Raw genomic sequence first — 24,103 nt, 5'->3', positions numbered from 1 at the left:
CCGCGGGGCGGGGCGTGGGCGGTCACGTCAGCCCGCACCGCCGTCCACTGCGCGGCGGGGGGAATCGAGCTCCGCGTTCCGGCGCGAGTCGGAGGCGGTGTCTCGAAGTGAATCGGTTTCGGTGTCCGTTGGCGCAACAGAACTGGCGTCCCGGCGCGAATCGGAGCCGACGCCCGGGCGTGATTCGGACGCAACGTTGCCACCCGGTTCGGCGGACTCGGTGTGGCCCGCCGTGCCGCGTGACTCCGTTCCCGGCAGCGCGGTGTCGGTGTCCTCGGTCGGGTCGGTGCCCGCGTCCAGCGCGTCCCACAGCACCCGCTCGGAGAGTTGCCCGGAGTTGTCGGCGGCGCGGCGCTTGGTCACCTCTTCGGTGGCGGCCTCGCGGCGGACCACCGGGCTCTCGTATTTGCCGGAGAGCCTGCCCGATTCTCGCGGCATCCTGGCGAGCAGGACTCCGGCGGCGAACGCGGCGAACGCGGCGGCCAACGTGAGCACCGCGGGCAACGGCGCGGTGGTCACCTCGGTGACGGTGGCGCGGCCGGGCAGTTCGGCCAGCGCGGCGGCACGCTCCGCGGTCGCGCCCTGACCGGTGAGCAACGCGAAGGCGGGCACGGCGGTCGCCGCGGCGACGAGCGCGACCAGCACGCCGACCATCCGGCGCAGCCACCCTTTCGTGGCGAGCAGCGCGGCGATGGCCGCGAGCAGCACCAGCGCCAGCGGCGTGAGCGCGCCGAACCAGACGCTGCCGTTCAGCTCGTCGGTGCGCGGTTCGGTGAGCCCGTCCGAGGACGAGACCGTTACCCAGGTCAACCGCGACGAGCCCCACATCAGTGCCGCGGCGAGCGCCAGCAGAACGATCGCCCCGATCGGATACTTGCGGCCCGCCGGGGACTCGCCGGATTCGACTGCCTCGGCCGACGCGCCGGGATCTCGGTCCGGTTCCGCGCTCGTCATAGGGCGCCGCCGTCCTGATTCGCCGTTCCCACGGCGTTCACGCTCTCAGCGCCTGTGGTGCCCGTGCTCTCGGCACCCGTGGCACCCAGGCTCTCAGCGCCCGTGGTGCTCATGCTCTCAGCGCCCGTGGTGCTCATGCTCTCAGCGCCGCTGCCCACTGTCTCGGCGTCGGCGGCGCGCACGGAATCGGTGCCGTAGGCGCGCACCGTCTCGGCGGCGGCGACGGCCTTCAGCACCGCCATCGCCTTGTTGCGCGATTCCACGTCCTCGTAGTCCGGGTCAGAGTCGGCGACCACGCCCGCGCCCGCCTGGACGTAGGCGACGCCGTCCTTGAGCAGAGCGGTGCGGATGGCGATCGCGGTGTCGGCGTCACCCGCGAAGTCGAGGTAGCCGACGACGCCGCCGTAGACGCCGCGCCGGGTCGGCTCGAGTTCCTCGATGAGTTCCATCGCGCGCACCTTCGGCGCGCCCGAGAGCGTGCCAGCCGGGAAGCAGGCGCTCACCGCGTCCAACGCGACCTTGCCCGGCTTCAGCCGCCCCGACACCGTCGACACCAGGTGCATGACGTGGCTGTAGCGCTCGATGTGCCGGTACTCGGTGACGCGCACCGTGCCAGGCTGGCAGACCCGCCCGAGATCGTTGCGGCCGAGATCGACGAGCATCAGGTGCTCGGCGTTCTCCTTCTCGTCGGCGAGCAGGCCCTTCTCCAGCAGCAGGTCGTCCTCTTCGGTGAGGCCGCGCCAGCGGGTGCCAGCGATCGGGTGCGTGGTCGCCACGCCTTCCTTCACGGTCACCAGCGATTCCGGGCTGGAGCCGACGATGGAGAAGGCGGTGCCGCCCTCGCCGTCCGGGACGTGGATCAGGTACATGTACGGGCTGGGATTGGAGGCCCGCAGCATCCGGTAGAGGTCGAGCGGCTCGCCGTGGTAATCCATCTCGAACCGCTGGGAGAGCACGACCTGGAACGCCTCGCCCGCCTCGATCTCCTTCACCAGCCTGCGCACGCCAGCGCCGAATTCGTCCGAGGTGCGCTGGCGGCGGTAGGTCGGCTCCGGCTGGTCGAAGACCGAGACGGTGGACGGTGCGGGCGCGGCGAGCGCCTCGGTCATCCGGTCCAGCCGCGCGACCGCGTCGTCGTAGGCCTCGTCGACCCGATCGGCGGTGCCGTTCCAGTTCACGGCGTTGGCGATCAGGGTGATGGCGCCCTCGTGGTGGTCGAAGGCGGCCAGGTCGGTGGCGAGCAGCAGCACCATCTCGGGCAGCTGCAGGTCGTCGGCGGCCAGGTTGGGCAGCCGCTCGATGCGGCGCACCGCGTCGTAGCCGAGGTAGCCGACCATGCCGCCGGTCAGCGGCGGCAGATCAGGCAGCCGCTCGGTGCGCAGCAGTTGCAACGTCTCGCGCAGCGCGAGCAGCGGGTCGCCGCCCGAGGGGGCGTCGACCGGAATGTGGCCGAGCCAGGCCGCTTCGCCGTCCACCACGGTCAGCGCCGACGGGCTGCCCGCGCCGATGAACGACCAGCGCGACCAGGACCGTCCGTTCTCGGCGGACTCGAAAAGGAAGGTGCCCGCCCGGTCGGCGGCCAGCTTGCGATAGGTCGACAGCGGAGTTTCGGAGTCCGCCAGCACCTTTCGGGTCACGGGAACCACCCGGTGTTCCGCGGCGAGCAGATGGAACTGTTCGCGGGTCGTGGTGGTGGGAGTGGACGCGCCAGGCATTACTCCATCATCCCAGGGCGGGAGCTCGGGCTTCGTCCGGCCCGGTCCAAGGCCCCCATCGGCGCGTCGCCGCCGACCAGCGCACCCGGTACTGTCCTGATCATGCGCAAAGGACAGCTCGCCCCGCAGTTCGAGCTCCCCGACCAGTCCGGCACCCTCCGCTCCCTCGACGAGTTGCTCACCCACGGGCCGCTGGTGCTGTTCTTCTATCCGGCGGCGAACACCCCGATCTGCACCGCGGAGGCGTGCCACTTCCGTGATCTCTCCGCGGAATTCGTCGCACTCGGCGCGTCCTGCGCCGGCATCAGCGCCGACGCCGTGGACACCCAGGCGGGCTTCGCTACCAAGCAACGGCTCGACTACCCCCTGCTGTCCGATGCCGACGGCGCGGTGGCCGCGCAGTTCGGCGTCAAGCGCGGACTGCTCGGCAAACTCGCGCCGGTGAAGCGGCAGACCTTCGTCATCGACACCGACCGCACCGTGCTCGAAGTGATCACTGGAGAGTTGCGGGCCGACGTGCACGCCGACAAGGCGCTGACCTTCCTGCGCGAGCGCGTGCGCTGAGCTCCGCCGAGGCGAAACGCCGGGGCGCGCGCCGCCGACCGTAGACCGACCGGTCGGCCTACGCTGAAATCATGACTTCGAGCGAGGTTCGGCCGGACGGCAAATCCAGCGCGTCCGTCTGGCGCAATCGGATCATCGGCGGCGCGGCCCTGTTCGTGGCCGCCGTCGTCACCTACCTCATCCTGGCCGCCTTCATCCCGCGGTGGTGGGCGCAGCGGCTCGCCGAGATGGTGAACGGCAGCTTCGCCAAGGGCATCGGCTGGGGACTGCTCCTCGGCGGCATGTGCACCCTCGTCCCGCTGTTGTTGCTGCTGTTCGCGGTGCTGATGTGGCGCAAGCGGGCGGGCAAGTTCCTGGCGGGCGCGGCGGCGGTTCTCGCCGTCCTCGTGGCGATACCGAATCTCATGACGCTGACCATTGTGCTCGGCGGCAACAACGCAGCCCACGCGGGCGAGCGCATCCTGGACGTCGACGCGCCCGCGTTCCGCGGCGCCTGTCTGGTTGGCGCGGTGCTCGCGGTGCTGTTCTTCCTCGGCGCGGTGTATCTCGCCACCCGCCGCGAGATGCGGCGCAGGAAGGCCGCCAAGCAGAACGCCTCCGGGAACACCGCGACACCGACGGCCACCACGCCGGACACGTCTCCGACACGCCACGACCACCTGTGAATGAACTCACGACACGGGTGATCCGTATGACCGCCGAGCGAAGTCGTGGCAAACTCGTGCACGCGAGTGACCGTGACTACGTTTCCCTCTGATCGATAGGCTCCCTGACTATCCCACGTCACTTGGCTCGAAAGAAGGCGCATAGTGACGAAGTGGCTGGATCCCGTGGAACAACGGGCGTGGCGCGCGGTCGTGGCGCTGATGACACGGCTGCCGAGCGCGTTGGATACGCAATTGCAGCGTGAATCCGGAGTCACTCATTTCGAGTATTGGGTTTTGACGTTGCTTTCCGAGGAACCGGGACATCGGCTCCAAATGAGTGATCTTGCCCACAAAGCAAATGCCTCGCTATCGCGTCTGTCCCATGTCATTTCAAAGCTGGAGCGCATGGGCTGGGCGCAACGCTCGGCGACCGTCGGTCGCCGCGGCGTCCAGGCCGTCCTCACCGACGACGGCTACCTCAAGGTCGTCGAGGCGGCGCCCGGATATCTGGACGCGGTGCGGCGCTTGGTTTTCGACGGATTGGACGCCACACAGAAGGCGCAGCTCGCCGATCTCAGCGAGGTCCTCGCGCAGCGACTGACCGAGGTGATCGGCCAGCTCGCGTCGGCCGACGGCGCCGGGCGGCGGGACCGGGCAAGCGAGTGAACGCCTGAGCCGTCAGCTCGGTTCGCCGAGCAGCACATCCGAATCGAAGCAGGTGTGGGTGCCGGTGTGGCACGCCGCGCCCTCCTGGTCCACGACGAGCAGGACGGTGTCGCCGTCACAGTCCAGCCGCACCTCGTGCACGTACTGGGTATGACCGGAGGTCTCGCCCTTGACCCAGTACTGCTGGCGCGAACGCGAATAGTACGTCGCCTTGCGCGATTCCAGCGTGCGGGCCAGCGCCTCGTCGTCCATCCAGGCGACCATCAGCACATCGCCGGTGCCGCGCTCCTGCGCGACCGCCGCGACCAGCCCCGCGTCGTTGCGCTTGAGTCGGGCGGCGATGGCGGGGTCGAGTGTCATGCCACCGTTATAACAGGGCGGTCGCGGCGTCGGTCGATCGACCGGGGCGGGGTCAGCGGACGACGATGTTCTCCGCGCGCATGGAGTCTTTGACCTGGCCGATGGTGAGGTCGCCGAAGTGGAATACGCTGGCGGCGAGGACAGCGTCCGCGCCCGCCTGCACCGCGGGAGCGAAGTGTTCGAGGGCCCCGGCGCCACCGCTGGCGATGACGGGCACCGACACGGCGGCCCGGACCGCGCGGATCATCGGCAGGTCGAAGCCGGTCTTGGTGCCGTCGGCGTCCATCGAGTTCAACAGGATCTCGCCGACGCCCAATTCCGCACCGCGCACGGCCCATTCGACGGCGTCGATGCCGGTGCCGCGCTTGCCGCCGTGCGTCGTGACCTCCCAGCCGGAGGAGGTGTCCGGCTGGCCGTCGGGCACGGTGCGCGCGTCGACGGAGAGCACGATGCACTGCGAACCGAATCGCTCCGACATCTCCCGCAACACCTCGGGCCTTGCGATCGCGGCGGTGTTCACCGAGACCTTGTCCGCGCCCGCGCGCAGCAGCCGGTCCACGTCCTCGACGGTGCGCACGCCGCCGCCGACGGTGAGCGGGATGAAGATCTGCTCGGCGGTGCGGGTCACCACGTCGATCATGGTGCCTCGGTCGCCGGTGGAGGCTGTGACGTCGAGGAAGGTCAGTTCGTCGGCCCCCTGGGCGTCGTAGAGCGCGGCCAGCTCGACCGGATCGCCCGCGTCGCGCAGGTTCTCGAAGTTGACGCCCTTGACCACCCGGCCCGCGTCCACGTCCAGGCACGGGATCACGCGTACGGCCAACGTCATCGGCTCATCCTTCCTCGGCGGTCGACGGATCGGCGACCGTGCAGATCATCTCGAGCAGTTCTTCGTGTACCCCGGGTGCCGCCGCGAGCACCGAGCCGGAGGTGATGGTCCACGGCTCGCCCGCCAGGTCGGTCACCACGCCGCCCGCCGCGCGGACCAGCGCGACGCCCGCCGCGTTGTCCCACGGGTGATGGCCGAACACGATCGCGCCGCCGAGCACCCCGGCAGCGGTGAAGGCCAGGTCGATGCCGGTGGAGCCGTGCATGCGCACCCGGGAGGAGAGCCTGCTGAGCGGGCCGAGCAGATCGAAGCGGAAGCGGCCGGGGATGCGGCCGTCGGAATCGACGTTGAAGGCGCCGAATCCGATCATCGAGTCGGCCAGCTTCGCGGGCGGCAGCGGCGCGAGCGGTGTGCCGTTGAGCAGTACCGGCCCGCCGCGCATCGCGGCGTAGCGCTGCCCGAGGATCGGCAGCCAGGTCAGCCCGAGCACCGGTTCGCCGTCGCGCACCAGCGCGAGCAGCATGCCGGACAGGGGGTGGCCGGAGGAGTAGTTGAAGGTGCCGTCGATCGGGTCGAGCACCCACGCGGTGCCGGAGGTGAGCTGCGGACCGCCGAATTCCTCGCCGTGCACCTCGATTCCGGTGCGCAGGGCCAGCCCCTCGGAGACGGTGCGTTCCAGCTCCAGGTCGAGTTCGGTGGCGAAGTCGTTGCGGCCCTTGGTGACCGCGCTCGGCGCGCCGAGCCCCTCGACGAAACGCCCACTGGCGTCGTCGAGGATCTCGCTCGCCACGGCGAGCAGCTCGGGAAGCTCCGCGATCGGGTTGGCAGCCATCGGTTTTCGGTCAGCGCACCGCGGCGAGTGCCTCGGGCAGGGTGAACCGGCCCGCGTACAGCGCCTTGCCGACGATCGCGCCCTCCACGCCGTCGGGCACCAGCCCGGCGATGGCGACCAGGTCCTCGACCGTGGAGACGCCACCGGAGGCGACCACCGGGGCGTCGGTCGCCGCGCACACGTCGCGAAGCAGGTCCAGGTTCGGGCCGGTCAGGGTGCCGTCCTTGGTGACGTCGGTGACCACGTAGCGCGAGCAGCCGTCACGCTCCAGGCGCTCGAGCACCTCCCACAGGTCGCCACCGTCACTGACCCAGCCGCGGCCGCGCAGCCGGTGCTCGCCGTCGATGATGCGCACGTCGAGGCCGACGGCGATGCGCTCGCCGTGCCTGGCGATGGCGCTGGCGCACCACACCGGGTTCTCCAGCGCGGCGGTGCCGAGGTTGACGCGGGCGCAGCCGGTGGCCAGGGCCGCCTCGAGGGATTCGTCGTCACGGATGCCGCCGGACAGCTCGACCCGCACGTCGAGCTCGCCGACCACCTCGGCGAGCAGTTCGCGGTTGGAGCCGCGGCCGAACGCCGCGTCCAGGTCGACCAGGTGCACCCACTCGGCGCCCGCCTCCTGCCAGGCCAGTGCGGCGTCGCGGGGCGAGCCGTAGCTGGTCTCGCTGCCCGCCTCCCCCTGGACCAGGCGCACGGCTTCTCCATTGGCGACATCGACGGCAGGTAGCAGCACAAGACTCACTCCGAGCAGCATAGTCGGCCACTCCCCGCGCCCCACCTCCGGCCTGCGGAAACACCGACGAGCTCGCCGCCGGTCAAGATCGCGAGTGATCGTCCAGTATCCGGGTGAGCAGGCCGACCAGCTGGCGGCGCTCGGCGGCGGACAGCGCGGCGAGCAATTCGTCCTGCGCGGTGTCGAGGCGACCGTCCAAATCGTCGAGATGGCGTGCGCCGGAGCGGGTCAGGGTGACGATGTTGCGGCGGCGATCGCCCGGGTCGGGGTTGCGTTCCACGAAACCGCGGTCGGCCAAATCGTTGAGCGCCGCGACGATGTCGCTGCGATCGATGCGGGTGCGGCGGCCGAGATCGGCTTGGCTCGCTGGACCGAACTCGCGCAGCGTGGTGAGCAGGGCGTAGTGGTGTCGGCGCGACCCGGTGTCTTCCAGCGCCCGTTCCGTCGCCCGGTCGGCCACGAGGGCGACCTGGTTGATCAGCCGGGTGGGCAGCGCACGCAGCCTGCCCGCGACGCCATTGTGCGCGATCTCCATGGCACCAATCTAGCAACCCACTTGTTGGCGCGACCAACATTCTATATCGTTGGACTTACCAACGTTGGAGACGCCAACATTCGATACGAAAGGCCATCGCCATGAAGAAGATCAGCCTCGTCCTCCCCCTCGCCCTGCTGTCGATCGCGGTGCTGGCCGCCTGCTCGTCCACCTCGACGGCCGCCGACCCCGAGCGGCGGGAGATCCGAGAGCTGTTGGACCGCAACCACATAACCGCACTCGTCGACCGCCTCGGCCAAGTGCTGGACGAAGGCGCGTTCGAGGACTTCCGGGAGATCTACACCGCCGACGCCACCGCCAGCACGCCCGGCGGCACCGCACGAGGAGTCGACGCGATGATCGCGCAGGCGGGCCGAAGTCACTCCGCGGACAAGAAGATTCAGCACTTCATCAGCAATGTGATCGTCGACGTGCGCGGGGACACGGCCGCCGTGCGCGCCAACCTGCTGGCCACCTTCGCGCCCGCGGCGGAGGGTACATTGACCGAGCCCAAGTACACCCTCGGCGAGATCTACAGCTTCGACGCCGTGCGAACCGCGGAGGGATGGCGGCTCTCCCGGGTGCAGAGCACGCCGCAGTGGGCCATCGGTACGCGGTTCTAAGTGTGTCGGGGTGCTGGCACACACTTCGTGCACTCCTCACACAGGCGGTGGCTATGCGAGGCGTACACGAAGTGTGTGGAAGCTGCGGGTCAGAGGGAGTCGATCCAGTTGCGCAGCAGGTGAGCTCCCGCGTCGCCGGACTTCTCCGGGTGGAACTGGGTGGCGGACAGGGCGCCGTTCTCCACCGCGGCGAGGAACGGCACGCCGTGTTCGGCCCAGGTGAGCTTCGGGGAGGCGAAGTGCTCGCTCGCGGGGAGGTCCCAGGTCTGGGCGGCGTAGGAGTGGACGAAGTAGAAGCGGGTGTCGGCGTCCATGCCCTTGAACAGCACGCTGTCCGACGGCGCCGACACGGTGTTCCAGCCCATGTGCGGGAGCACCGGGGCGGACAACCGCTCCACCACGCCGGGCCATTCGGCGCACCCTTCGGTCTCGACGCCGAACTCGACGCCGCGCTCGAACAGGATCTGCATGCCGACGCAGATGCCGAGCACCGGACGCCCGCCCGCCAGGCGCTGGCCGATGATGCGTTCCCCGCGCACCTCGCGCAGCCCCGCCATGCAAGCCGCGAACGCGCCGACGCCGGGCACCACGAGACCGTCGGCGGCCAGCGCGATCTGGGGATCGGCGGTCACCTCGACGCGCGCACCCGCGCGCACCAGCGCCCGCTCCGCGGAGTGCAGGTTGCCGGAGCCGTAGTCGAGCAGGGCGACGGATTTCGTTGTCACAGCGTTCCCTTCGTCGACGGCACACCGCTCACCCGCGGGTCGAGCTCGACGGCCGCGCGCAGCGCCCGCGCCACCGCCTTGAACTCGGCCTCGGTGATGTGGTGTTGGTCGCGGCCGTAGAGCACCCGCACGTGCAGCGCGATACGGGCGTTGAGCGCGATCGACTCGAAGACGTGACGGTTGAGCACCGTCGAGTACGGCGCGCCCGGCTCGGAACGGCCACGCACCGGGCTGCCCGGAATCACCGCGTGCAGAAGGTGTTCCGGCTCGCCGGTGTGCACGCAGTACGGCCGTCCCGACACGTCGACCGCCGCGTGCGCGAGGGTCTCGTCCATCGGGATGAAGGCGTCGCCGAAGCGGCGGATGCCGGACTTGTCGCCCAGTGCCTTGCCCAGCGCCTGGCCGAACACGATGGCGGTGTCCTCCACCGTGTGGTGCGCCTCGATCTCTATGTCACCCTCCGCGCGCACGGTCAGGTCGAAGCTGGCGTGCGCACCGAGCGCGGTGAGCATGTGGTCGTAGAACGGGACGCCGGTGGAGATCTCGGTCTTGCCGGTGCCGTCCAGATCCAGTTCGACGACGATGCTGGATTCCTTGGTGATGCGCTCGACCCGCGCGGTTCTGGTCATCGGTGTGTCCTCCACGGGGTTCATCGGGGCGTGAGTTCGGTGGCCGCCAGCTCACCGCTGACGCGCAGGAACTCGTCGTTCTCGGCGGCGAGGCCGATGGTCGCGCGCAGATAGCCGGGGATACCGACGTCGCGAATGAGCACGCCGCGATCCAGGTATCGCTGCCAGGCGCGGCCCGCGTCGGTGAACCGGCCGAACAGCACGAAATTGGCGTCGCTCGGCACCACCTCGAAGCCGAGCTCGGCGAGCGCGGCCGCGACCCGATCGCGCTGCGCCGCCAATTCCGCGACGCTGCCGAGGGTTTCGTCCGCGTGCCGAAGGGCCGCGCGCGCGGCGGCCTGGGTGACCACCGACAGGTGATACGGCAGCCGCACCAGCAGCATCGCGTCGATCACCGCGGGCGCGGCGACCAGGTAGCCGAGGCGGCCGCCCGCGAACGCGAAGGCCTTGCTCATGGTGCGGCTCACCACCAGCTTGGCCGGGAAACGGTCGATCAGCGCGATCGCGCTCGGCGCCGCCGAGAACTCGCCGTAGGCCTCGTCGACCACCACGATGCCTGGCGCGGCATCGAGGATGCGCACCAGGTCGTCCTGCGGAATGCTGTGTCCGGTGGGGTTGTTCGGGCTGGTCACGAAGACCACGTCCGGCTTGCGTTCGGCGATGGCAGCCAGCGCGTAGTCGATGTCGAGGGAGAAGTCGGCATTGCGCTTTGCCTCGACCCACTCGGTGTCGATGCCCTCGGAGATGATCGGGTGCATCGAGTAGGACGGCACGAAACCCAGTGCGCTGCGGCCCGGTCCGCCGAAAGCCTGGAGCAGCTGCTGCAAGATCTCGTTGGAACCGTTGGCCGCCCAGACGTTCGCCGTATCCACCGTGACGCCGGTCTGGCGGGTCAGGTAGTTCGCCAGGTCGGTGCGCAGCGCCACCGCGTCGCGATCCGGGTAGCGGTGCAGGTCGGCGGCGGCGGCGCGGATGGACTCGGCCACGTCGTCGATGAGGGCGCGGCTCGGCGGGTGCGGGTTCTCGTTGGTGTTCAGTTGCACAGGAACGGTCAATTGCGGTGCGCCGTAAGGCTTCTTGCCGCGCAGGTTCTCGCGCAGCGGCAGATCGTCCAGGCCGATGGCCGACCCGGGCGCGACGAGCTGACCGGTCATGACAGCGTCTCGAATCGCACCGTGACGGCCTGGCCGTGCGCCGGAAGATCCTCGGCGTTGGCCAGCGCGACCACGTGCCCTGCGACATCCTTCAGCGCCGCCTCGGTGTACTCGACGACGTGGATGCCGCGCAGGAAGGTCTGCACGCTGAGTCCGGACGAGTGCCGCGCGCAGCCCGCGGTGGGCAGCACGTGGTTGGAGCCCGCGCAGTAGTCGCCCAGGCTGACCGGCGCGTACGGGCCGACGAAGATCGCGCCCGCGCTGCGCACCCTGGCCGCGACCGCGGACGCGTCGACGGTCTGGATCTCCAGGTGCTCGGCCGCGTAGGCGTTCACCACGCGCAGGCCCTGGTCGATGTCGTCGACGAGCACGGTGCCGGACTGCTTGCCGGTCAACGCCTCTCGCACCCGGTGCCCGTGCTTGACGACGGTCATCTGGGTGCTCAGCGCGGCGTCCACCGCGTCGGCGAGCTCGACGCTGTCGGTGACCAGCACGCTGGCCGCCAGCACGTCGTGCTCGGCCTGGCTGATCAGGTCGGCCGCGACGTGCGCCGGATCGGCGGTGGCGTCGGCCAGGATGGCGATCTCGGTCGGGCCCGCTTCGGCGTCGATGCCGACCAGGCCGCGGCACAGCCGCTTGGCCGCGGTCACGTAGATGTTGCCAGGACCGGTGATCAGGTCGACCGGCTCGAGTTCCGCGCCGTCGGTGTCGACGCCGCCGTAGGTGAGCAACGCGACGCCCTGCGCGCCGCCGACGGCCCACACCTCCTCGACGCCGAGCAGTTGCGCGGCGGCCAGGATGGTCGGGTGCGGGAGCCCGCCGAACCGGGACTGCGGCGGCGAGGCAACCACCAGCGAACCGACGCCCGCGGTCTGCGCGGGCACCACGTTCATCACCACGCTGGACGGGTAGACGGCGTTGCCGCCGGGCACGTACAGCCCGACCCGCTCCACCGGCACCCAGCGTTCGGTGACCGTGCCGCCGGGCACCACCTCCGTGGTGGTGTCGGTGCGGCGCTGATCGGCGTGCACCGCGCGAGCCCGCGCGATCGATTCCTCCAGCGCGGCGCGCACCGCCGGGTCCAGCTCGTCGAGCGCCTTCACCAGCTCGGACCGCGGGACGCGGACGGTCGCCGGAATCACACCGTCGAACCGCTCACCGAACTCAAGCGCCGCCGAGACGCCATGGTCGCGGACCGCCTCCACCACCGGACGCACCTGATGCAGCACCGAGTCCACGTCGACTCCCCCGCGCGGCAGCGCGGAGCGCAGCTCGGCAGCGGAAGGAGTACGACCGCGCAAGTCGACGCGGGCGAGCTCGATGCGGGATGTCATGTCGGTGTCGATCCTTGTCTCCAGCTGGTCACAACAGGAAAGTTGCCGCTACCAGCCTAGTGGACGCCGCCGGACGCCAGTCCGCCCGTAGCCCGCGCACGGCCGGAGCGCCCTCTTCAGCCGATTCGGCGGTAGATCAGGTCGAAGTCGTGTTCCCAGCGGGCGCCGTCCGCCGAGGTCTCCCAGGCCCCGCGCAGGGTCGTCCCCGTCTCGTCCAGGGTCGCGGTGAATCGCTGCGAGAAGCCGGGGGCGTCCCGCCAGACTCGCCAGTGCCCGCCGCCGAAGGCGCTGCGATAGACCCTGGACACCCCGCGTTCGTCGTGGTGCAACACGGTGAGTCCCTGCTCGTCGTCATCGGCGCCGATGACCCAGGTTCCGCTCGGACCCGGCTCCGGCACGGTGTCGCGCAGCAGCAGGTACGCACCGTCGGCCAGCCATTCGACGACGGTGCGGCCGGGCGGACCGGGGAACTGCGGGCTGTTCACCTCCCAGGTCCCGACCAGGACCCCGAGTTCGACGAGCTGCGCCGCCATTCGTCTCTCCTCCCGCCGGTGTCGAACCTCATTGTCGCGCCGAACCGCGCTCCGCCTGCCGGATTGCCGAACGCGACGCTCACGCGGAGCGACGGCGCAATTCGGCGACCCCCTCGCCTTCGAGCTCGTCGAGCACCACCGGACGCCCGACCATCGCGAGAGTGAGGGCCTCCGCAGGCCCGCGCACCTCTGGCCCGCTGCCGTCGGCCCAGTCCAAGTCCGTGGCCACCAGCCGCAGCCCCTTCGTACGTCGCCCCGGCCGGACGAACGGGTCGGGATGCTCGACCAGGTAACGCATCCGCTCGACCGGGATCGCGCGGGTGCGGCCGAGCGGGCGTCGAATGTCCTGCTGGTGCACGAACAAATCGGCAAGCACCAGCGCCGGACCGAACTGGGAGAGCTTGCCCGCGGCATTCTCGAACTCGTCTATCAGCCGGTCGGTCGACAGCGTCCGCGTCTTACGGACCAGCCGATCGTTGACCCGGTCGATCGAGAACCCGCACCGGACGACGATGCCCCCGTAGGTCAGCGGCGCGATGGTGTCGTACAGCAGATGCCCGACCACGTCCCGCACGGTCCACCCCGTGCACAGCGACGGCGCCTCCCACTCCTCCGCGCGCAGGTCGCGCAGCAACGCGATGAGCTCGGCGCGTTCCTCCGCCAGCATCCCCCTGATCGTCATGCCGGAAGCCTACTCGGCCGCAAGCGAGCGGCGATATACACAATCGCGCCAAGCTGTTTCGCCGGCGCCCCTAACCGAGACCCCTGCGCGACGGACCCGCCGCGGCTCAGCGGGTTTCGCTGTCGATGAGCAGCCGCCCGCCGCTGTCGACGACCCGCAGCACCAGCTGCTTGGACTCGCCCTCCACCGTCAGGTTGCCAAGCCGCATGTCCACCGAGCCGTCGGCGTTGTTGGAGCCGGTGGCCGCCTGGATGCTGGAGAACGTGTCGACGATGCGCGAACCCCAGTAGTCGCGGAACGCCTGCTCCCCGCCGTAGGCCTTCTGCGCCGCAGGGGTGAGCAGCGACCAGGACCCGCTCGGGTTGCTGTAGAAGTCGACGATCAGCTGACCGGCCGGTCCCCACTCGACGGTGCCCGCGCTCGGCGTGCGGCCGAGCGCCGGTGCCGTCGTGGTCGCCTTGCCGGAGGCGGTGGCGCTCGCGGACGGCGGAGTGGCCTGCGCCGCAGGGGAATTCGAGTCCGACTGGTTCAGGCTGCCGATCAGCAGCGCGGCGACGGCCACCACCGCGCCGACGACGCCGCCGATGAGCACCGCGCGCCGCTTGCCCGCCGAGGAGCCGGACGCCGGACGCGGCTGGGCCGCCGTCCTCGGGTGCGCGGCCGTGTTCGGGTGCGCGGCGGCGTGCTGCGGCGGAGGCAGCGGACGGACGTGCCGTTCGGTCGGCTGGTGGGTCGGCTGCGGCACCGGCGTGCGCAGCGCGCGCGTCGCCGCCTCCGAGGCCGACTGGCGCGCGAAAGTCTCACTGGCCGGGACGAATCCGACCGGCACCGGGTTGGCGCCGGAGTCGGCGAAGGCGGCGAGAGTGTCGCGCGCGACGCGCATGCTCGGCCGTTCCTCCGGGTCCGGGTTCAGCAGCGCGAGCAGGAAATCGGTGGCGGGCCCCGCGTTTCGCGGCTGGCTCACCTGACCGTTGGCCGCCGCGTAGAGCACCGCGAGCGGATTCGCGCTTGCGCCGTAGGGCGGTTCGCCCTCCAGCGCGTGAAAGAGCGTGGCGCCGAGGGAGAACACGTCGGCGGCGGGCGTCGGATCGGCGCCGCGGGCCACCTCGGGCGCGAGATAGGCGGCGGTGCCGCAGATCAGGCCGGTCTCGGTGAGCGTGACGTCGCCGGTGGCGCGGGAGATACCGAAGTCGGTGATCTTGACCGTGCCGTGATCGTCGAGCAGCACATTGCCCGGCTTCACGTCGCGGTGCACGATGCCGGCCTGGTGCGCGGCGATCAGCGCCGAGGCGACCTGCTCGCCGATGCGCGCGACCTGGGTCAGCGGCAGCGTGCCCTGCGCGGAGAGCACCGCGGCCAGGCTGCGCGACTTCAGGTACTCCATCACCAGACACGGGTCGCCCTCGTGCTCGGTGATGTCGAACACCACGATCGCGTTGGGGTGCTGGAAGCGCGCCGCGTTCCTGGCCTCGCGGGTCGCGCGCTGGCGCACGATGTCGCGTTCGGCCTCCGGCAGGCTCGCTTTTATGTGGATCTGCTTGATCGCCACGGAACGCCGGAGTCGCTCGTCGGTGGCACGCCAGACGACACCTGTGCCGCCGCTACCAATCCGCTCGACCAGGCGGTAATGCTCCGCGATCAACTGACCGGTATCGATGGCGCCTACTCCGAACCTTCTCGAAATCGTGACATCCCGCATATTGACCGCTGACGCGGCCCGCCGACGAGTGTAGCGGGCGCACCGAACGCGGTCCGCGCCAGCCGGGATATATCCGCCGCCCAAATCGCCCGAACAGCAGACGCAGAAGGTTATCGCGGGGCGCGCAGCATCCGACCGGCGGCCTCCACCGCCGGAGCGGAGCTGCCCGCGTCGGCGACGAACACCGCGAAGGCCAGGTCACCGTCGATTCCGACGAACCAGCCGTGCGCGTGCGTGTCGTCGATGTACTCCGCGGTGCCGGTCTTGCCGAGCAGGCCGGGGATGTCGCGCAACTGCGTCGCGGTGCCGCCGGTGACGGTCTCGCGCATCATGGTCTTCAGCTGGTCGTCGACGGTTCCGGGCAGCGGCTCCGGCTGCCGATCCGCCACGCCGGGCCTGCCCTGCACCACGGTCGGCGTCGGCACCGAGCCGCGCGCGATCGAGGCGGCGACCAACGCCATGCCGAACGGCGACGCTGTCACCTGTCCTTGACCGATGCTGGACTCGACGCGCTCGGCCGGGGTGTCGGCGGTGGGCACCTTGCCGGTGACCGTGGTCAAGCCGGGTGTGACGTAGTCGATGCCGAGCCCGAGCTGGGCGGCGGCCTTGGTAAGCCCGTCCGGCGGCAGCTGCACGCCGAGCATGCCCATCGTCGTGTTGCAGGAGCGGGCGAAGGCGGTGTGCAGCGGGACCTGACCGAGATCGAAGTTGTCGTCGTTGGGGATTCGGCGGCCTTCGATGTCCGCGGAGCCGGGGCAGGGCAACACGGTGTCGGGGTTCACCTCACCCGCCTGGAGCGCGGCCGAGACCGTCACCGTCTTGAAGGTCGAGCCCGGCGGGTACAGGCCGGTCAGCGCGATCGGTCCCTGCGCGTCCGCGGCGGCGTTCTGCGCCATGGCGAGCACGTTGCCGGTGGAGGGCTGGAGCGCGACGATCGCCGCGGGCTGGGCTATCGGGGCGAGGGCGTCCTCGGCGGCGCGCTGCAATCCGGTGCTCAGCGTGGTGGCGATGTCGGCGGTCGGGCGCGGATCCGCACCCGCGATGCGTTCGGTGCCGGTGGGCGTCTTGGCGCGCACCGCCCAACCCGCCGCCTCGTCGGCGTTCTGCTGCCACAGCTCGGCGATGCCGGTCATGGTCGGCGAGGACAGCGCTTTGTCGACGGTCAGCAGCCGGGTCTGCGGTGCGAGGGTGACGCCGGGCAGCGCGGCGAGCGCGTCGTTGATCGGCGCGATGTCGGCGGCGCGCAGCGTGATCGCGGTGACCGGTTTGCCCTGCGCGGCCGCGAGTTCCGCGTCAAGGGACTGTGCGGTGATGCCCGGGGCCAGCGGCGCGAGCAGGGCCGCGACGGCGGCGGTGTCCACGCCGGACGTGAGATTCACCAGGGTGACGATCTGTTCGGTCATGAGATCGCCGCCCGCGCCGTCGAGGACGCGAGCGGGCTTGGCGAAGGCGAGTCCGTAGGTCAACGGGCCCGCGGCCAAGCCGGGCGCGACGGTGGCGGGATCCCAGCGGATCTTCCATTCGCCGTTCTCGGCGGCCTCGCCGACGGTCGTGTAGCTCCACTCGTTCCTGCCGCCCTTGCCCAGGTGCCAGGTGGCGGCGAGGGTGAACCCGTTCCCGTCGGTCGAGCGCACCTCGAAGGTGACCTCCTTGCCGAGACCGTCGTAGAGCTGATTCAGCGTGTCGGTCGCCTTGGCGGGGTCGTCAGTGAGCCCGGCCGCCGCGGCGACGTCGTCGCGGTTCAGCGCGTCGGCGAACTGACCGGCCACGGTGTCCGGCTGTTCGGGCCCGGAACCGCACGCGGCGAGGGCGAGCACGGGCGCTGCGGACAGGACCAGGAGCTTCCGGTGGGTGCGCACCCAGCCGACGGTACCCAAACCGTCCGTCGGCGCGGCGTACCCGCGCCGACGGTGTCGCGGTCAGCGGTCGAGCCAGGGTGCCGTGCTCAGCTCGGCGGCGTCGGCCGGATCGACTTCGATGTCGAAGACCTCTTCCAGGATCTTGGGCAGTTCGCCGGGCTCCAGCTCGCGGGTCTCGCTCGATCCGTCGGGGCGTTCGGTGACGAGATTCAGGCCGTCGAGCACGTGGTGGACGTCAGGCAGGAAGCGCTGCACGAACGGGCGCGCGGTGAACGGCGAGCGGGCCGAGGTGGACACGAAGTGGTTGCCGACCTCGAAGTCGATGCGGTACTGCGGGGTGGTCGTGAAGGTGTAGCGGTCGATCCAGCCGTCGCGACCGAACTGGTGCAGCACCCACAGATCGGTGTCCAGCTCGCCGACGGTGCGTTCGAGTCGGAATCGCCACTGGCCCAAGGCGAACTCGCCGGGACGTTCGACCAGCTCGAAGGGCTCGAGCGGGCCCGAACCGAACCCGACGTCGCAGATCCAGACGCGGTCGTCGTCCGCGGTCGTCACGCGCAGCAGGGCGTGCGTCGCGGGGCGCAATCCGCCGGAGCCCATCGTCACCCGGCCGCTGAGTCCGGTGACCCCGAATCCGAGGCGTTCCAGCGCGGCGGCGAAGAGCCCGACATTCTCGTAGCAGTAGCCACCGCGACGGCGGCGCACCAGCTTGTCCTGCAAAGTGGCCAGGTCCAGCGGGATCGGGCGGCCGAGCACCGGCTCCAGGTTCTCGAACGGAATGGCGGTGGTGTGCAGGCGGACGAGTTCGCGCAGCGTCGCGAGGGTGGGGGCGCGTTCGCCGTCGAAGCCGATCCTGTCCAGATAGGCGTCCAGGTCCAACTCCGCGCCGTTCCAGTGGTATGCGGCATCCGCCGGCTTGCTCATCTCACGCCTCTCTTCGTCGTTGTCGAACCGAACAACCGACGACCGGCGGGAAGTGTTCCGCGATTAGTATTCGCCTATGCGTTCGATAGATGCCGCCGAGCGGCGTGCGCGACTGGGAGTGCGGCACCGGCTGGCGGACGCGCACCGCACCGACGACATCACGGATATCGCGAGGTCGCTGGTGGTTCTGCACGCCACCGACCCGGCCACGGTGTTCCTTTCCCTCGGCGCGCGCAGCCTGCTTGCGACACCCGCCGGCGTGGAGCGCGCGCTGTACGACGAGCGGACGCTGCTGCGCATGCTCGCGATGCGCCGGACCATGTTCGTCGCGCCCGTCGACCTGGTTCTGGTGCTCCAGGCCGCGTGCGCGAACGCGTTGGCGGACAAGCAACGCAAGACCTACGGGCGTTTCCTCGAACAGGCCGGAGTCGGCGACGGCGATGTCGCGAGCTGGTGGGCCGAGGTCGAGGAGGAGACCCACCGCGCGCTGCTCGCTCGCGGCGCCGCCACCGGCGCGCAGCTCGGCAAGGACGTGCCGCGGCTGCGCACCCAGGTGAATCCGGCACCGGACAAGGCGTATTCGAAGCCGACCAACATCACCACCTGGGTGCTGGTCACCCTGGGTTGCGAGGGTCGCATCGTGCGCGGGCGGCCGAACGGCAGCTGGGCGAGCAGCCAATACCTGTGGGCGCCAGTCGAATCGTGGCTGCCCGAGGGCGTCGCGGACATGCCCGCCGACGAGGCACGCGCCGAACTGGTGCGCCAGTGGTTGGCCGCCTTCGGCCCGGCCCCGCTCAGCGACCTCAAATGGTGGACGGGTTGGTCACTGGCCGAGGTCCGCAAGGCGCTTGCCCGGCTGGAGGTGGCGGAGGTCGACTTGGACGGCACACCCGGCCTTGTCCTCGCCGACGACCTCGAACCCGTTCCGCCGCCCGAGGATTGGGCCGCCCTCCTCCCCGCGCTCGACCCGACCCCGATGGGCTGGCAGTCCCGCGACTGGTACCTCGGCCAGCACGCCGCGGCCCTCTTCGACCGCAACGGCAACATCGGCCCCACCCTCTGGTGGAACGGCCGCATCGTCGGCGGCTGGGCCCAGCGCAAGGACGGCGAGATCGTCTGGCGCCTCCTGGAAGACATCGGCTCCGAAGCGGAGTCCCGCATCGAATCCGAAGCCAACCGCACCGCGAAGTGGTTCGGCTCCGTCCGCGCCATTCCGCGCTTCCGCACCCCGTTGGAACGCGAACTCACCGCCTGACGCCGCGGACCGCAGGCACCCCTACTCGTGACCACGCGTTCGGGTGGGACGTCTCCGCACCGCGATCAGCCGCACTTCCCTCGCCCGGCGTCCCGATGATGCGCGCTGTCGCATACCTCCGCATACCTCCACACGTCTCAATGGCCTACAAAGCGTCCAAAGGTCTGCGAAGCGACCGACCACCGCATGGCACGCCGCGGACAGGCGCTCGCACCGCTGTGCGCAACCATCCCTGTCCGGATCTGGCGGCTGCGAGCGAGGAGCCGCGCCCGAGTCCGACAAGCAAGCACTGCGACTTGCCCTGGACCCGCCCATGGACCGCAGCGTGCACCCGTCCCACAAGGCCGCACCTTGTGGGACGGGTGACCGTGTGCCGGACTCAGGGAGTGGCGGGTTCGTCGACCGCAGGGGTCGAAGCCGGCTCCGGACGCTGGCGAATGGACACGGTCGCGGCCAAGGCCAAGAGGAGCAGCCCCGCGCAGGCGTAGGCGGTGAGCGCTAGACCCGAGGACATGGACTCGCGGGCGGCCGCGGCGATCGGGGCGGTGGCGGGATCCGCGGCCAGTGCGGGGATGGCCGATCCGGCGCTGGCCGTGACGGCGTCGGTCAGGCCGTCGGCGCCGGGGGTTTCCACCAGGCGATCGCGCAGGTCGTTGCCGAGCACGCTGAAGAACAGCGTGGTGAGTACGGCGATACCGAGGGCGGAGCCGAGTTCCCTTGCGGCGCTTTGGATGCCAGAGCCTTGGCCGGCGCGTTCGGCGGGCACTTCGGTGAGCACCACGTTCGTCACCTGCGCGGTCGCGAAGCCGACGCCGACGCCGTAGACGAAGAGCGCGAGGACGATGGCCCACCACGGGGTATTCACGGCCGCGACGAACGCAAGCAACGCCAGCCCCGCGGCCTCCAGCAGCAAGCCGATGCGCACCTGCGCCATCGCCGACGCGGTCATCGAGAAGCTCGCCCCGCTGGCGAAGAAGCTGCCGACCGCCAGCGCGGCGAGCGCGAGCCCCGTCTGGAAGGCGGTGTAGCCGAGGGTGAACTGCATCCACAGCGGCAGCACCGCGATGATCCCGAATTCGCCGACACCCACGACGAGCGTGACGACATTGCCGTTGCGGAACGAGGCGATCCCGAACAGCCGAACATCCAGCAGTGGTTCACCGCCCGTGCGCACCAGCCGACGCTGCCGCCGCCAGAACAGCGCCAGCGCGGCGACCGCCACGAGGAACGCGACGAGCACCGGCGACGGTCCACCGCGCCAGGCGATCTCCCCGACGACCAATGGCTCGATCGTGCGCACCCACCCGTAATGACGTCCTTCGATCAACGCGAACGACAGCAGCCCGAGCCCCAGCACCGACAACGCCGCACCGCGCAGATCGAGTCCGCCGCCGACTTCCCTCCGGCCGTGCGCGGAACCGTCGACGGCCTCCGTACCGCGCCGATCCGGCAGGAACCGCAGCACCGCCGCCACGATGACGAGCACCAGCGGAATGTTGATCCCGAACGCCCACCGCCACGAGAAGTCGGCCAGCCAGCCGCCGAGCAGCGGGCCGACCGCCGCCGCGGCGCCGATGGTCGAACCCCAGATCGCGAACGCCTTGGCGCGCGCCGGACCCGCGAAACCCGCGTTCACCAAGGCCAGCGAGGTCGGCAGGATCATCGCGCCGCCGACGCCCTGCAGGAAGCGGGCGGCGATGAGCGCGCCTCCGCTCGGCGCCGCGGCGGCCAGCAGGCTCGTCGCGCCGAAGATCACCAACCCGATCACGAAAAGCCTTCGCGCACCGTACAAGTCGGCGAGGCGACCGGTGACCAACAGCAGCGCCGCGAAGACGATGGCGTAGGACTCCTGGATCCATTGCGCCTCGATCGAGGTGATGCCCAGGTCGTCGATGATCGGGGCGACGATCACGTTGACGATCGTCAGGTCCACCACGATCAGCGCGACACCCAACGAGACGGCGATCAGCCCGAACCAGCGCCGGGCGGAGGGTGTATCGGTTTCGGCTGACAATTTACCTCCATCATCAAGTTACTTTATGATGAAGTTATTCCGCGACCGGGTAAGTTGTCAATCCGTGCGGGCACGGGCTCGTGCTCATCGAGCGAAAGGAGTGCGGGTGTCGAACGACCATGCGGCGCAACGCGAACGGCTGGCCGCCGGCCTGCTGTCCTACGGCGCGAGCTTCGCCGAGCTCGGCCGCCGCTTCGCCGCGGAACTCGGCGTGCATTCCACCGACGCCTTCGCGCTGTTGGAGATCGCCTCCGCGGAGTCGCTCGGCACGCCGATCTCACCGGCGCTGTTGAGCAAGCGCATCGCGCTGACCTCGGGCGCGATGAGTTCGCTGCTCAACCGGCTGGAAGACGCCGGGTACATCACCCGCACCCGCGAGCACACCGACCGGCGGGTGGTCACGCTGCGCGCAAGCGCGCAAGTCAAGGAGCGTGCCGACGAATTCTTCCGCCCGTGCAACGAACGCCAGGACGCGATCCTCGCCGAGTACCCGCCCGAGATCCTGAATCAGTTCGAGACGCTGCTGCGTCGGCTGACCGCGAGCTTGACGAGCTGACACCCACGCCTCGGAGACGCTGAACTCCTTCGCGGCGGTACGTTGGGTGCCGTGGAGATTCGCCGGTTCACCGAGTCCGATCGCGACGAGCTGCGCGCCCTCGCCCGCCGCGCCGGCGCGGGCGCACCGACCGAATCACTGTGGGGGCACGCGGAATCCGAGGCGGCGGTGTACCTCGACCCTTACCTGGACATCGAACCGAAATCGCTGTTCGTCGCGGTGCGCGACGGCGCGCTGGTCGGCTACCTCGCGGGCTGCGTGGACAGCGCGGCGTTCCCCAGCGAAGACGAGCGCATCGAAGCGGCGATTCGCCGGTACCGCTTGGTGTTCCGGCGCGGACCCGCCGCGTTCTTCGCGCGCGCCGCACTGGACGCATCGGTCGCGAAGCTGCGCCGCCAACCCACCGCGGGCGACTTCACCGACCCGCGCTGGCCCTCGCACCTGCACATCAACGTGGCCGAGGAGGGCAGGGGCACCGGCGCGGCCGACGGACTGATCGCGCGCTTCCTCGAGCACGCCACAGCGGCCGGATCCCCCGGCTGCCACCTCCAGACCCTGGTCGAAAACACCCGCGCCGTAAGGTTTTTCGAGCGGTCGGGCTTCACCGAGCACGGCCCGGCGCCGCTGGTCCCCGGCCTGCGCCATCGGGGCAAGCCGGTGCATCAGCGAACAATGGTCCGCGCCCTCTGATCAGCGCTCGAAACGGAAACTCACTCCGGAGGACCTCCCCCGCGCTTGGCGAAGTGCGCCTTCTCCGCCCGCTCCATCAGCCGCATGAACTGATCCGTCCGCAGGTGGACGAGTTCCTCGTGATCCCCGGCCTCGAAATAGACGTCGGGCACCGTGGTGAGGCTTTCGTCCATCAACGTCTGCACGCCGTACGCGGTGCAGACGGCCGGGATCGCGCCGACCTCGCAGTCCTTGAAGACCGAGCGAAGCTCGGACTCCTTGGCGAGGACCAGATGCCGTCCGGTCTGCGCCCAGAGTTTCGACAGGCGCAGGTGATGGGTCGATGGCAGCACCGCGCCGACGTAGCCCTGATCGTCCTCGAGCATGATCGTCTTGGCGAGACGATCCGCGGGGATGTTGGCCACCGACGCGGTATGGGCGCTGGTGTAGCTGTGCGGATGACGCACGACCTCGTATTCGACGCCCGCATCGCGCAGGCATTCTTCCACCGTCGATGACATGGACATCGCGTACCTCCACTCGTTTGCTGGCACGCCACCGGGTCCCGGCGACAACGCCAGTCGGATGAACCGCGTCAAGCCGTTCTACGAGTAAGTTTGCGCCTTTTGCCGTCGATTGCCGACCCCCATTTGCGATCGGGTTGCCAGGGAGCGACCAACGACCGCGCGCCTACCTGCGGCCGCGTCCGCTCACATGTCCAAACCGAGGTCGAGCACCCGCACCGAGTGCGTCAACGCCCCGACCGCGAGGTAGTCGACACCCGTGCGCGCGTAATCGGCCGCCATCTCCAGGGTCAGCCCGCCCGAAGACTCCAGCTTGGTCCCCGGTGCGACGGCGTTGCGCCGCTGCACGGCGGCCTGGGTCTGCCAGAGGGGAAAGTTGTCCAGCAGTACCAGTTCCACGTTCTCGGCGAGCACGGCGTCGAGCTGCTCCAGGCTGTCGACCTCCACTTCGCAGGGCAGATCGGGCGCCAGTTCGCGCACCGCGCGCAGCGCGTCGACCACCGAACCCGCCGCGACGACGTGGTTGTCCTTGATCAGCGCCGCGTCACCCAGCCCCATCCGGTGGTTCACCCCGCCGCCGACCCGCACCGCGTACTTCTGCAGGCCGCGCAGGCCGGGCAGCGTCTTGCGGCTGTCGCGGATCGCGCACGCGGTGCCCTCGACCTCGTCGACCCACGCCGCGGTGGCGGTGGCGATGCCGGACAGGTGGCACATCAGGTTGAGCATGGTGCGCTCGGCGGTCAGCAGCCCGCGCGTCGGCGCGACGACGCCGAGCACGACGTCGCCAGCGCGCACCCGGGTCCCGTCGGCCACCCGCTCGGTGATCTCGTACTCACTCGCGCCGATCACCTCGTCGAGCACCAGCAGCCCCACGTCGATGCCCGCGACGGTGCCCGGCTGACGGGAGACCACCGAGGCCTTGACCGCCGCGTCGGCGGGCACGGTCGCCATCGTGGTGATGTCCGGTCCGTAGCGCAGATCCTCGTCCAGCGCGGTGCGAATGAGCGCGAGCACCTCGTCGCGGTCCAGTGCGGCGTCCAGCGCCATCAACGCACTCCTCCTCTGTCGGCCCGCGACGGGCGCGGGCGAAA

25 protein-coding genes and 2 pseudogenes are annotated in these 24,103 nt (G+C 70.2%); 8 read left to right on the top strand and 19 right to left on the bottom strand.

What is annotated here, in order from left to right:
- Positions 1-252 precede the first annotated feature (252 nt).
- A pseudogene (locus CRP45_RS32140) lies at positions 253-954 on the bottom strand (TIGR02234 family membrane protein); the annotation flags it as partial.
- Positions 955-1,139: 185 nt separating this feature from the next.
- Positions 1,140-2,669 (bottom strand): annotated as a pseudogene (locus tag CRP45_RS32135) (anthranilate synthase component I); the annotation flags it as partial.
- 102 nt (positions 2,670-2,771) lie between these two features.
- On the opposite strand from CRP45_RS32135, the gene CRP45_RS32130 reads away from it, so the two are divergent.
- The 3 genes from CRP45_RS32130 (at position 2,772) to CRP45_RS32120 (ending at position 4,546) form a co-directional block, all read left to right on the top strand.
- Positions 2,772-3,233, top strand: a complete 462-nt coding sequence (locus tag CRP45_RS32130; protein WP_067793254.1) for a peroxiredoxin — start codon at positions 2,772-2,774, stop codon at positions 3,231-3,233.
- 68 nt (positions 3,234-3,301) lie between these two features.
- Complete coding sequence (locus CRP45_RS32125) at positions 3,302-3,898, top strand: permease (protein ID WP_425436999.1); 597 nt, start codon at positions 3,302-3,304, stop codon at positions 3,896-3,898.
- Between the two features lie 201 nt (positions 3,899-4,099).
- Entirely contained in the window at positions 4,100-4,546 is a 447-nt protein-coding gene (locus CRP45_RS32120) for a MarR family winged helix-turn-helix transcriptional regulator (RefSeq protein ID WP_143861606.1), read from the top strand.
- A 12-nt stretch (positions 4,547-4,558) separates the two neighbouring features.
- Here the strand turns inward: CRP45_RS32120 and hisI are convergent, their stop codons facing one another.
- The 5 genes from hisI to CRP45_RS32095 form a co-directional block, all read right to left on the bottom strand.
- Positions 4,559-4,906, bottom strand: a complete 348-nt coding sequence (gene hisI / locus CRP45_RS32115) for a phosphoribosyl-AMP cyclohydrolase (RefSeq protein ID WP_097248387.1) — start codon at positions 4,904-4,906, stop codon at positions 4,559-4,561.
- Positions 4,907-4,958: 52 nt separating this feature from the next.
- On the bottom strand, positions 4,959-5,732 hold the full coding sequence (gene hisF, locus CRP45_RS32110; RefSeq protein ID WP_067793260.1) for an imidazole glycerol phosphate synthase subunit HisF: 774 nt from the start codon (positions 5,730-5,732) through the stop codon (positions 4,959-4,961).
- 4 nt (positions 5,733-5,736) lie between these two features.
- Complete coding sequence (locus tag CRP45_RS32105; RefSeq protein WP_067793262.1) at positions 5,737-6,564, bottom strand: inositol monophosphatase family protein; 828 nt, start codon at positions 6,562-6,564, stop codon at positions 5,737-5,739.
- Between the two features lie 10 nt (positions 6,565-6,574).
- Entirely contained in the window at positions 6,575-7,306 is a 732-nt protein-coding gene (priA, locus tag CRP45_RS32100; protein WP_067793361.1) for a bifunctional 1-(5-phosphoribosyl)-5-((5-phosphoribosylamino)methylideneamino)imidazole-4-carboxamide isomerase/phosphoribosylanthranilate isomerase PriA, read from the bottom strand.
- Between the two features lie 73 nt (positions 7,307-7,379).
- Entirely contained in the window at positions 7,380-7,832 is a 453-nt protein-coding gene (locus tag CRP45_RS32095; protein WP_097248386.1) for a MarR family winged helix-turn-helix transcriptional regulator, read from the bottom strand.
- A gap of 101 nt (positions 7,833-7,933) precedes the next feature.
- Between CRP45_RS32095 and CRP45_RS32090 the strand changes: the two genes are divergently transcribed.
- Positions 7,934-8,455, top strand: a complete 522-nt coding sequence (locus CRP45_RS32090; protein WP_097248385.1) for a nuclear transport factor 2 family protein — start codon at positions 7,934-7,936, stop codon at positions 8,453-8,455.
- Positions 8,456-8,544: 89 nt separating this feature from the next.
- Here CRP45_RS32090 and hisH read toward each other — a convergent pair whose 3' ends face one another.
- The 7 genes from hisH to CRP45_RS32055 form a co-directional block, all read right to left on the bottom strand.
- The gene (hisH, locus tag CRP45_RS32085; RefSeq protein ID WP_097248384.1) at positions 8,545-9,180 is read right to left on the bottom strand and encodes an imidazole glycerol phosphate synthase subunit HisH; all 636 of its coding nucleotides are present in this window, start codon (positions 9,178-9,180) and stop codon (positions 8,545-8,547) included.
- On the bottom strand, positions 9,177-9,809 hold the full coding sequence (hisB, locus tag CRP45_RS32080; protein ID WP_097248484.1) for an imidazoleglycerol-phosphate dehydratase HisB: 633 nt from the start codon (positions 9,807-9,809) through the stop codon (positions 9,177-9,179). The genes hisH and hisB overlap by 4 nt, the downstream gene beginning before the upstream one ends.
- Before the next feature lie 20 nt (positions 9,810-9,829).
- Entirely contained in the window at positions 9,830-10,963 is a 1,134-nt protein-coding gene (locus tag CRP45_RS32075) for a histidinol-phosphate transaminase (protein WP_097248383.1), read from the bottom strand.
- Positions 10,960-12,297, bottom strand: a complete 1,338-nt coding sequence (hisD, locus tag CRP45_RS32070; RefSeq protein ID WP_067793275.1) for a histidinol dehydrogenase — start codon at positions 12,295-12,297, stop codon at positions 10,960-10,962. Before hisD ends, CRP45_RS32075 begins: the two co-directional genes overlap by 4 nt.
- A gap of 116 nt (positions 12,298-12,413) precedes the next feature.
- On the bottom strand, positions 12,414-12,830 hold the full coding sequence (locus CRP45_RS32065; protein ID WP_097248382.1) for a hypothetical protein: 417 nt from the start codon (positions 12,828-12,830) through the stop codon (positions 12,414-12,416).
- A 79-nt stretch (positions 12,831-12,909) separates the two neighbouring features.
- Positions 12,910-13,512, bottom strand: a complete 603-nt coding sequence (locus CRP45_RS32060) for a maleylpyruvate isomerase family mycothiol-dependent enzyme (protein ID WP_245910659.1) — start codon at positions 13,510-13,512, stop codon at positions 12,910-12,912.
- A gap of 106 nt (positions 13,513-13,618) precedes the next feature.
- Positions 13,619-15,121, bottom strand: coding sequence for a serine/threonine-protein kinase (locus tag CRP45_RS32055; RefSeq protein WP_245910672.1), 1,503 nt, complete (start codon positions 15,119-15,121; stop codon positions 13,619-13,621).
- Between CRP45_RS32055 and CRP45_RS34840 the strand changes: the two genes are divergently transcribed.
- Entirely contained in the window at positions 15,041-15,223 is a 183-nt protein-coding gene (locus tag CRP45_RS34840; protein ID WP_245910679.1) for a hypothetical protein, read from the top strand. The two genes, CRP45_RS32055 and CRP45_RS34840, sit on opposite strands and share 81 nt — an antisense overlap.
- A gap of 98 nt (positions 15,224-15,321) precedes the next feature.
- On the opposite strand, the gene CRP45_RS32050 is transcribed toward CRP45_RS34840, so the two are convergent.
- Together CRP45_RS32050 and CRP45_RS32045 are read right to left on the bottom strand one after the other, a co-directional pair.
- On the bottom strand, positions 15,322-17,070 hold the full coding sequence (locus CRP45_RS32050) for a penicillin-binding transpeptidase domain-containing protein (RefSeq protein WP_097248482.1): 1,749 nt from the start codon (positions 17,068-17,070) through the stop codon (positions 15,322-15,324).
- Positions 17,071-17,130: 60 nt separating this feature from the next.
- On the bottom strand, positions 17,131-17,994 hold the full coding sequence (locus CRP45_RS32045) for an arylamine N-acetyltransferase family protein (RefSeq protein WP_097248380.1): 864 nt from the start codon (positions 17,992-17,994) through the stop codon (positions 17,131-17,133).
- 76 nt (positions 17,995-18,070) lie between these two features.
- On the opposite strand from CRP45_RS32045, the gene CRP45_RS32040 reads away from it, so the two are divergent.
- Complete coding sequence (locus CRP45_RS32040) at positions 18,071-19,249, top strand: winged helix DNA-binding domain-containing protein (RefSeq protein ID WP_097248379.1); 1,179 nt, start codon at positions 18,071-18,073, stop codon at positions 19,247-19,249.
- 379 nt (positions 19,250-19,628) lie between these two features.
- Here the strand turns inward: CRP45_RS32040 and CRP45_RS32035 are convergent, their stop codons facing one another.
- Complete coding sequence (locus CRP45_RS32035) at positions 19,629-21,263, bottom strand: MFS transporter (RefSeq protein WP_097248378.1); 1,635 nt, start codon at positions 21,261-21,263, stop codon at positions 19,629-19,631.
- 106 nt (positions 21,264-21,369) lie between these two features.
- Between CRP45_RS32035 and CRP45_RS32030 the strand changes: the two genes are divergently transcribed.
- Both CRP45_RS32030 and CRP45_RS32025 read left to right on the top strand, forming a co-directional pair.
- Positions 21,370-21,819: a MarR family winged helix-turn-helix transcriptional regulator gene (locus tag CRP45_RS32030; RefSeq protein ID WP_245910658.1), complete on the top strand. Its 450-nt coding sequence runs from the start codon at positions 21,370-21,372 to the stop codon at positions 21,817-21,819.
- A 51-nt stretch (positions 21,820-21,870) separates the two neighbouring features.
- Positions 21,871-22,509: a GNAT family N-acetyltransferase gene (locus CRP45_RS32025; protein WP_097248377.1), complete on the top strand. Its 639-nt coding sequence runs from the start codon at positions 21,871-21,873 to the stop codon at positions 22,507-22,509.
- A gap of 20 nt (positions 22,510-22,529) precedes the next feature.
- On the opposite strand, the gene CRP45_RS32020 is transcribed toward CRP45_RS32025, so the two are convergent.
- A complete protein-coding gene (locus CRP45_RS32020; RefSeq protein ID WP_067793292.1) occupies positions 22,530-23,015 on the bottom strand; it encodes an aminoacyl-tRNA deacylase in 486 nt (161 codons plus the stop codon).
- A 183-nt stretch (positions 23,016-23,198) separates the two neighbouring features.
- A complete protein-coding gene (gene nadC, locus CRP45_RS32015) occupies positions 23,199-24,059 on the bottom strand; it encodes a carboxylating nicotinate-nucleotide diphosphorylase (protein ID WP_097248376.1) in 861 nt (286 codons plus the stop codon).
- Positions 24,060-24,103 lie beyond the last annotated feature (44 nt).

Origin of the sequence: Nocardia amikacinitolerans (assembly GCF_900215415.1) — a bacterium.
In the GTDB taxonomy this organism is placed as follows: domain Bacteria; phylum Actinomycetota; class Actinomycetes; order Mycobacteriales; family Mycobacteriaceae; genus Nocardia; species Nocardia amikacinitolerans.
This window is presented reverse-complemented; position numbering and strand designations above follow the sequence as displayed.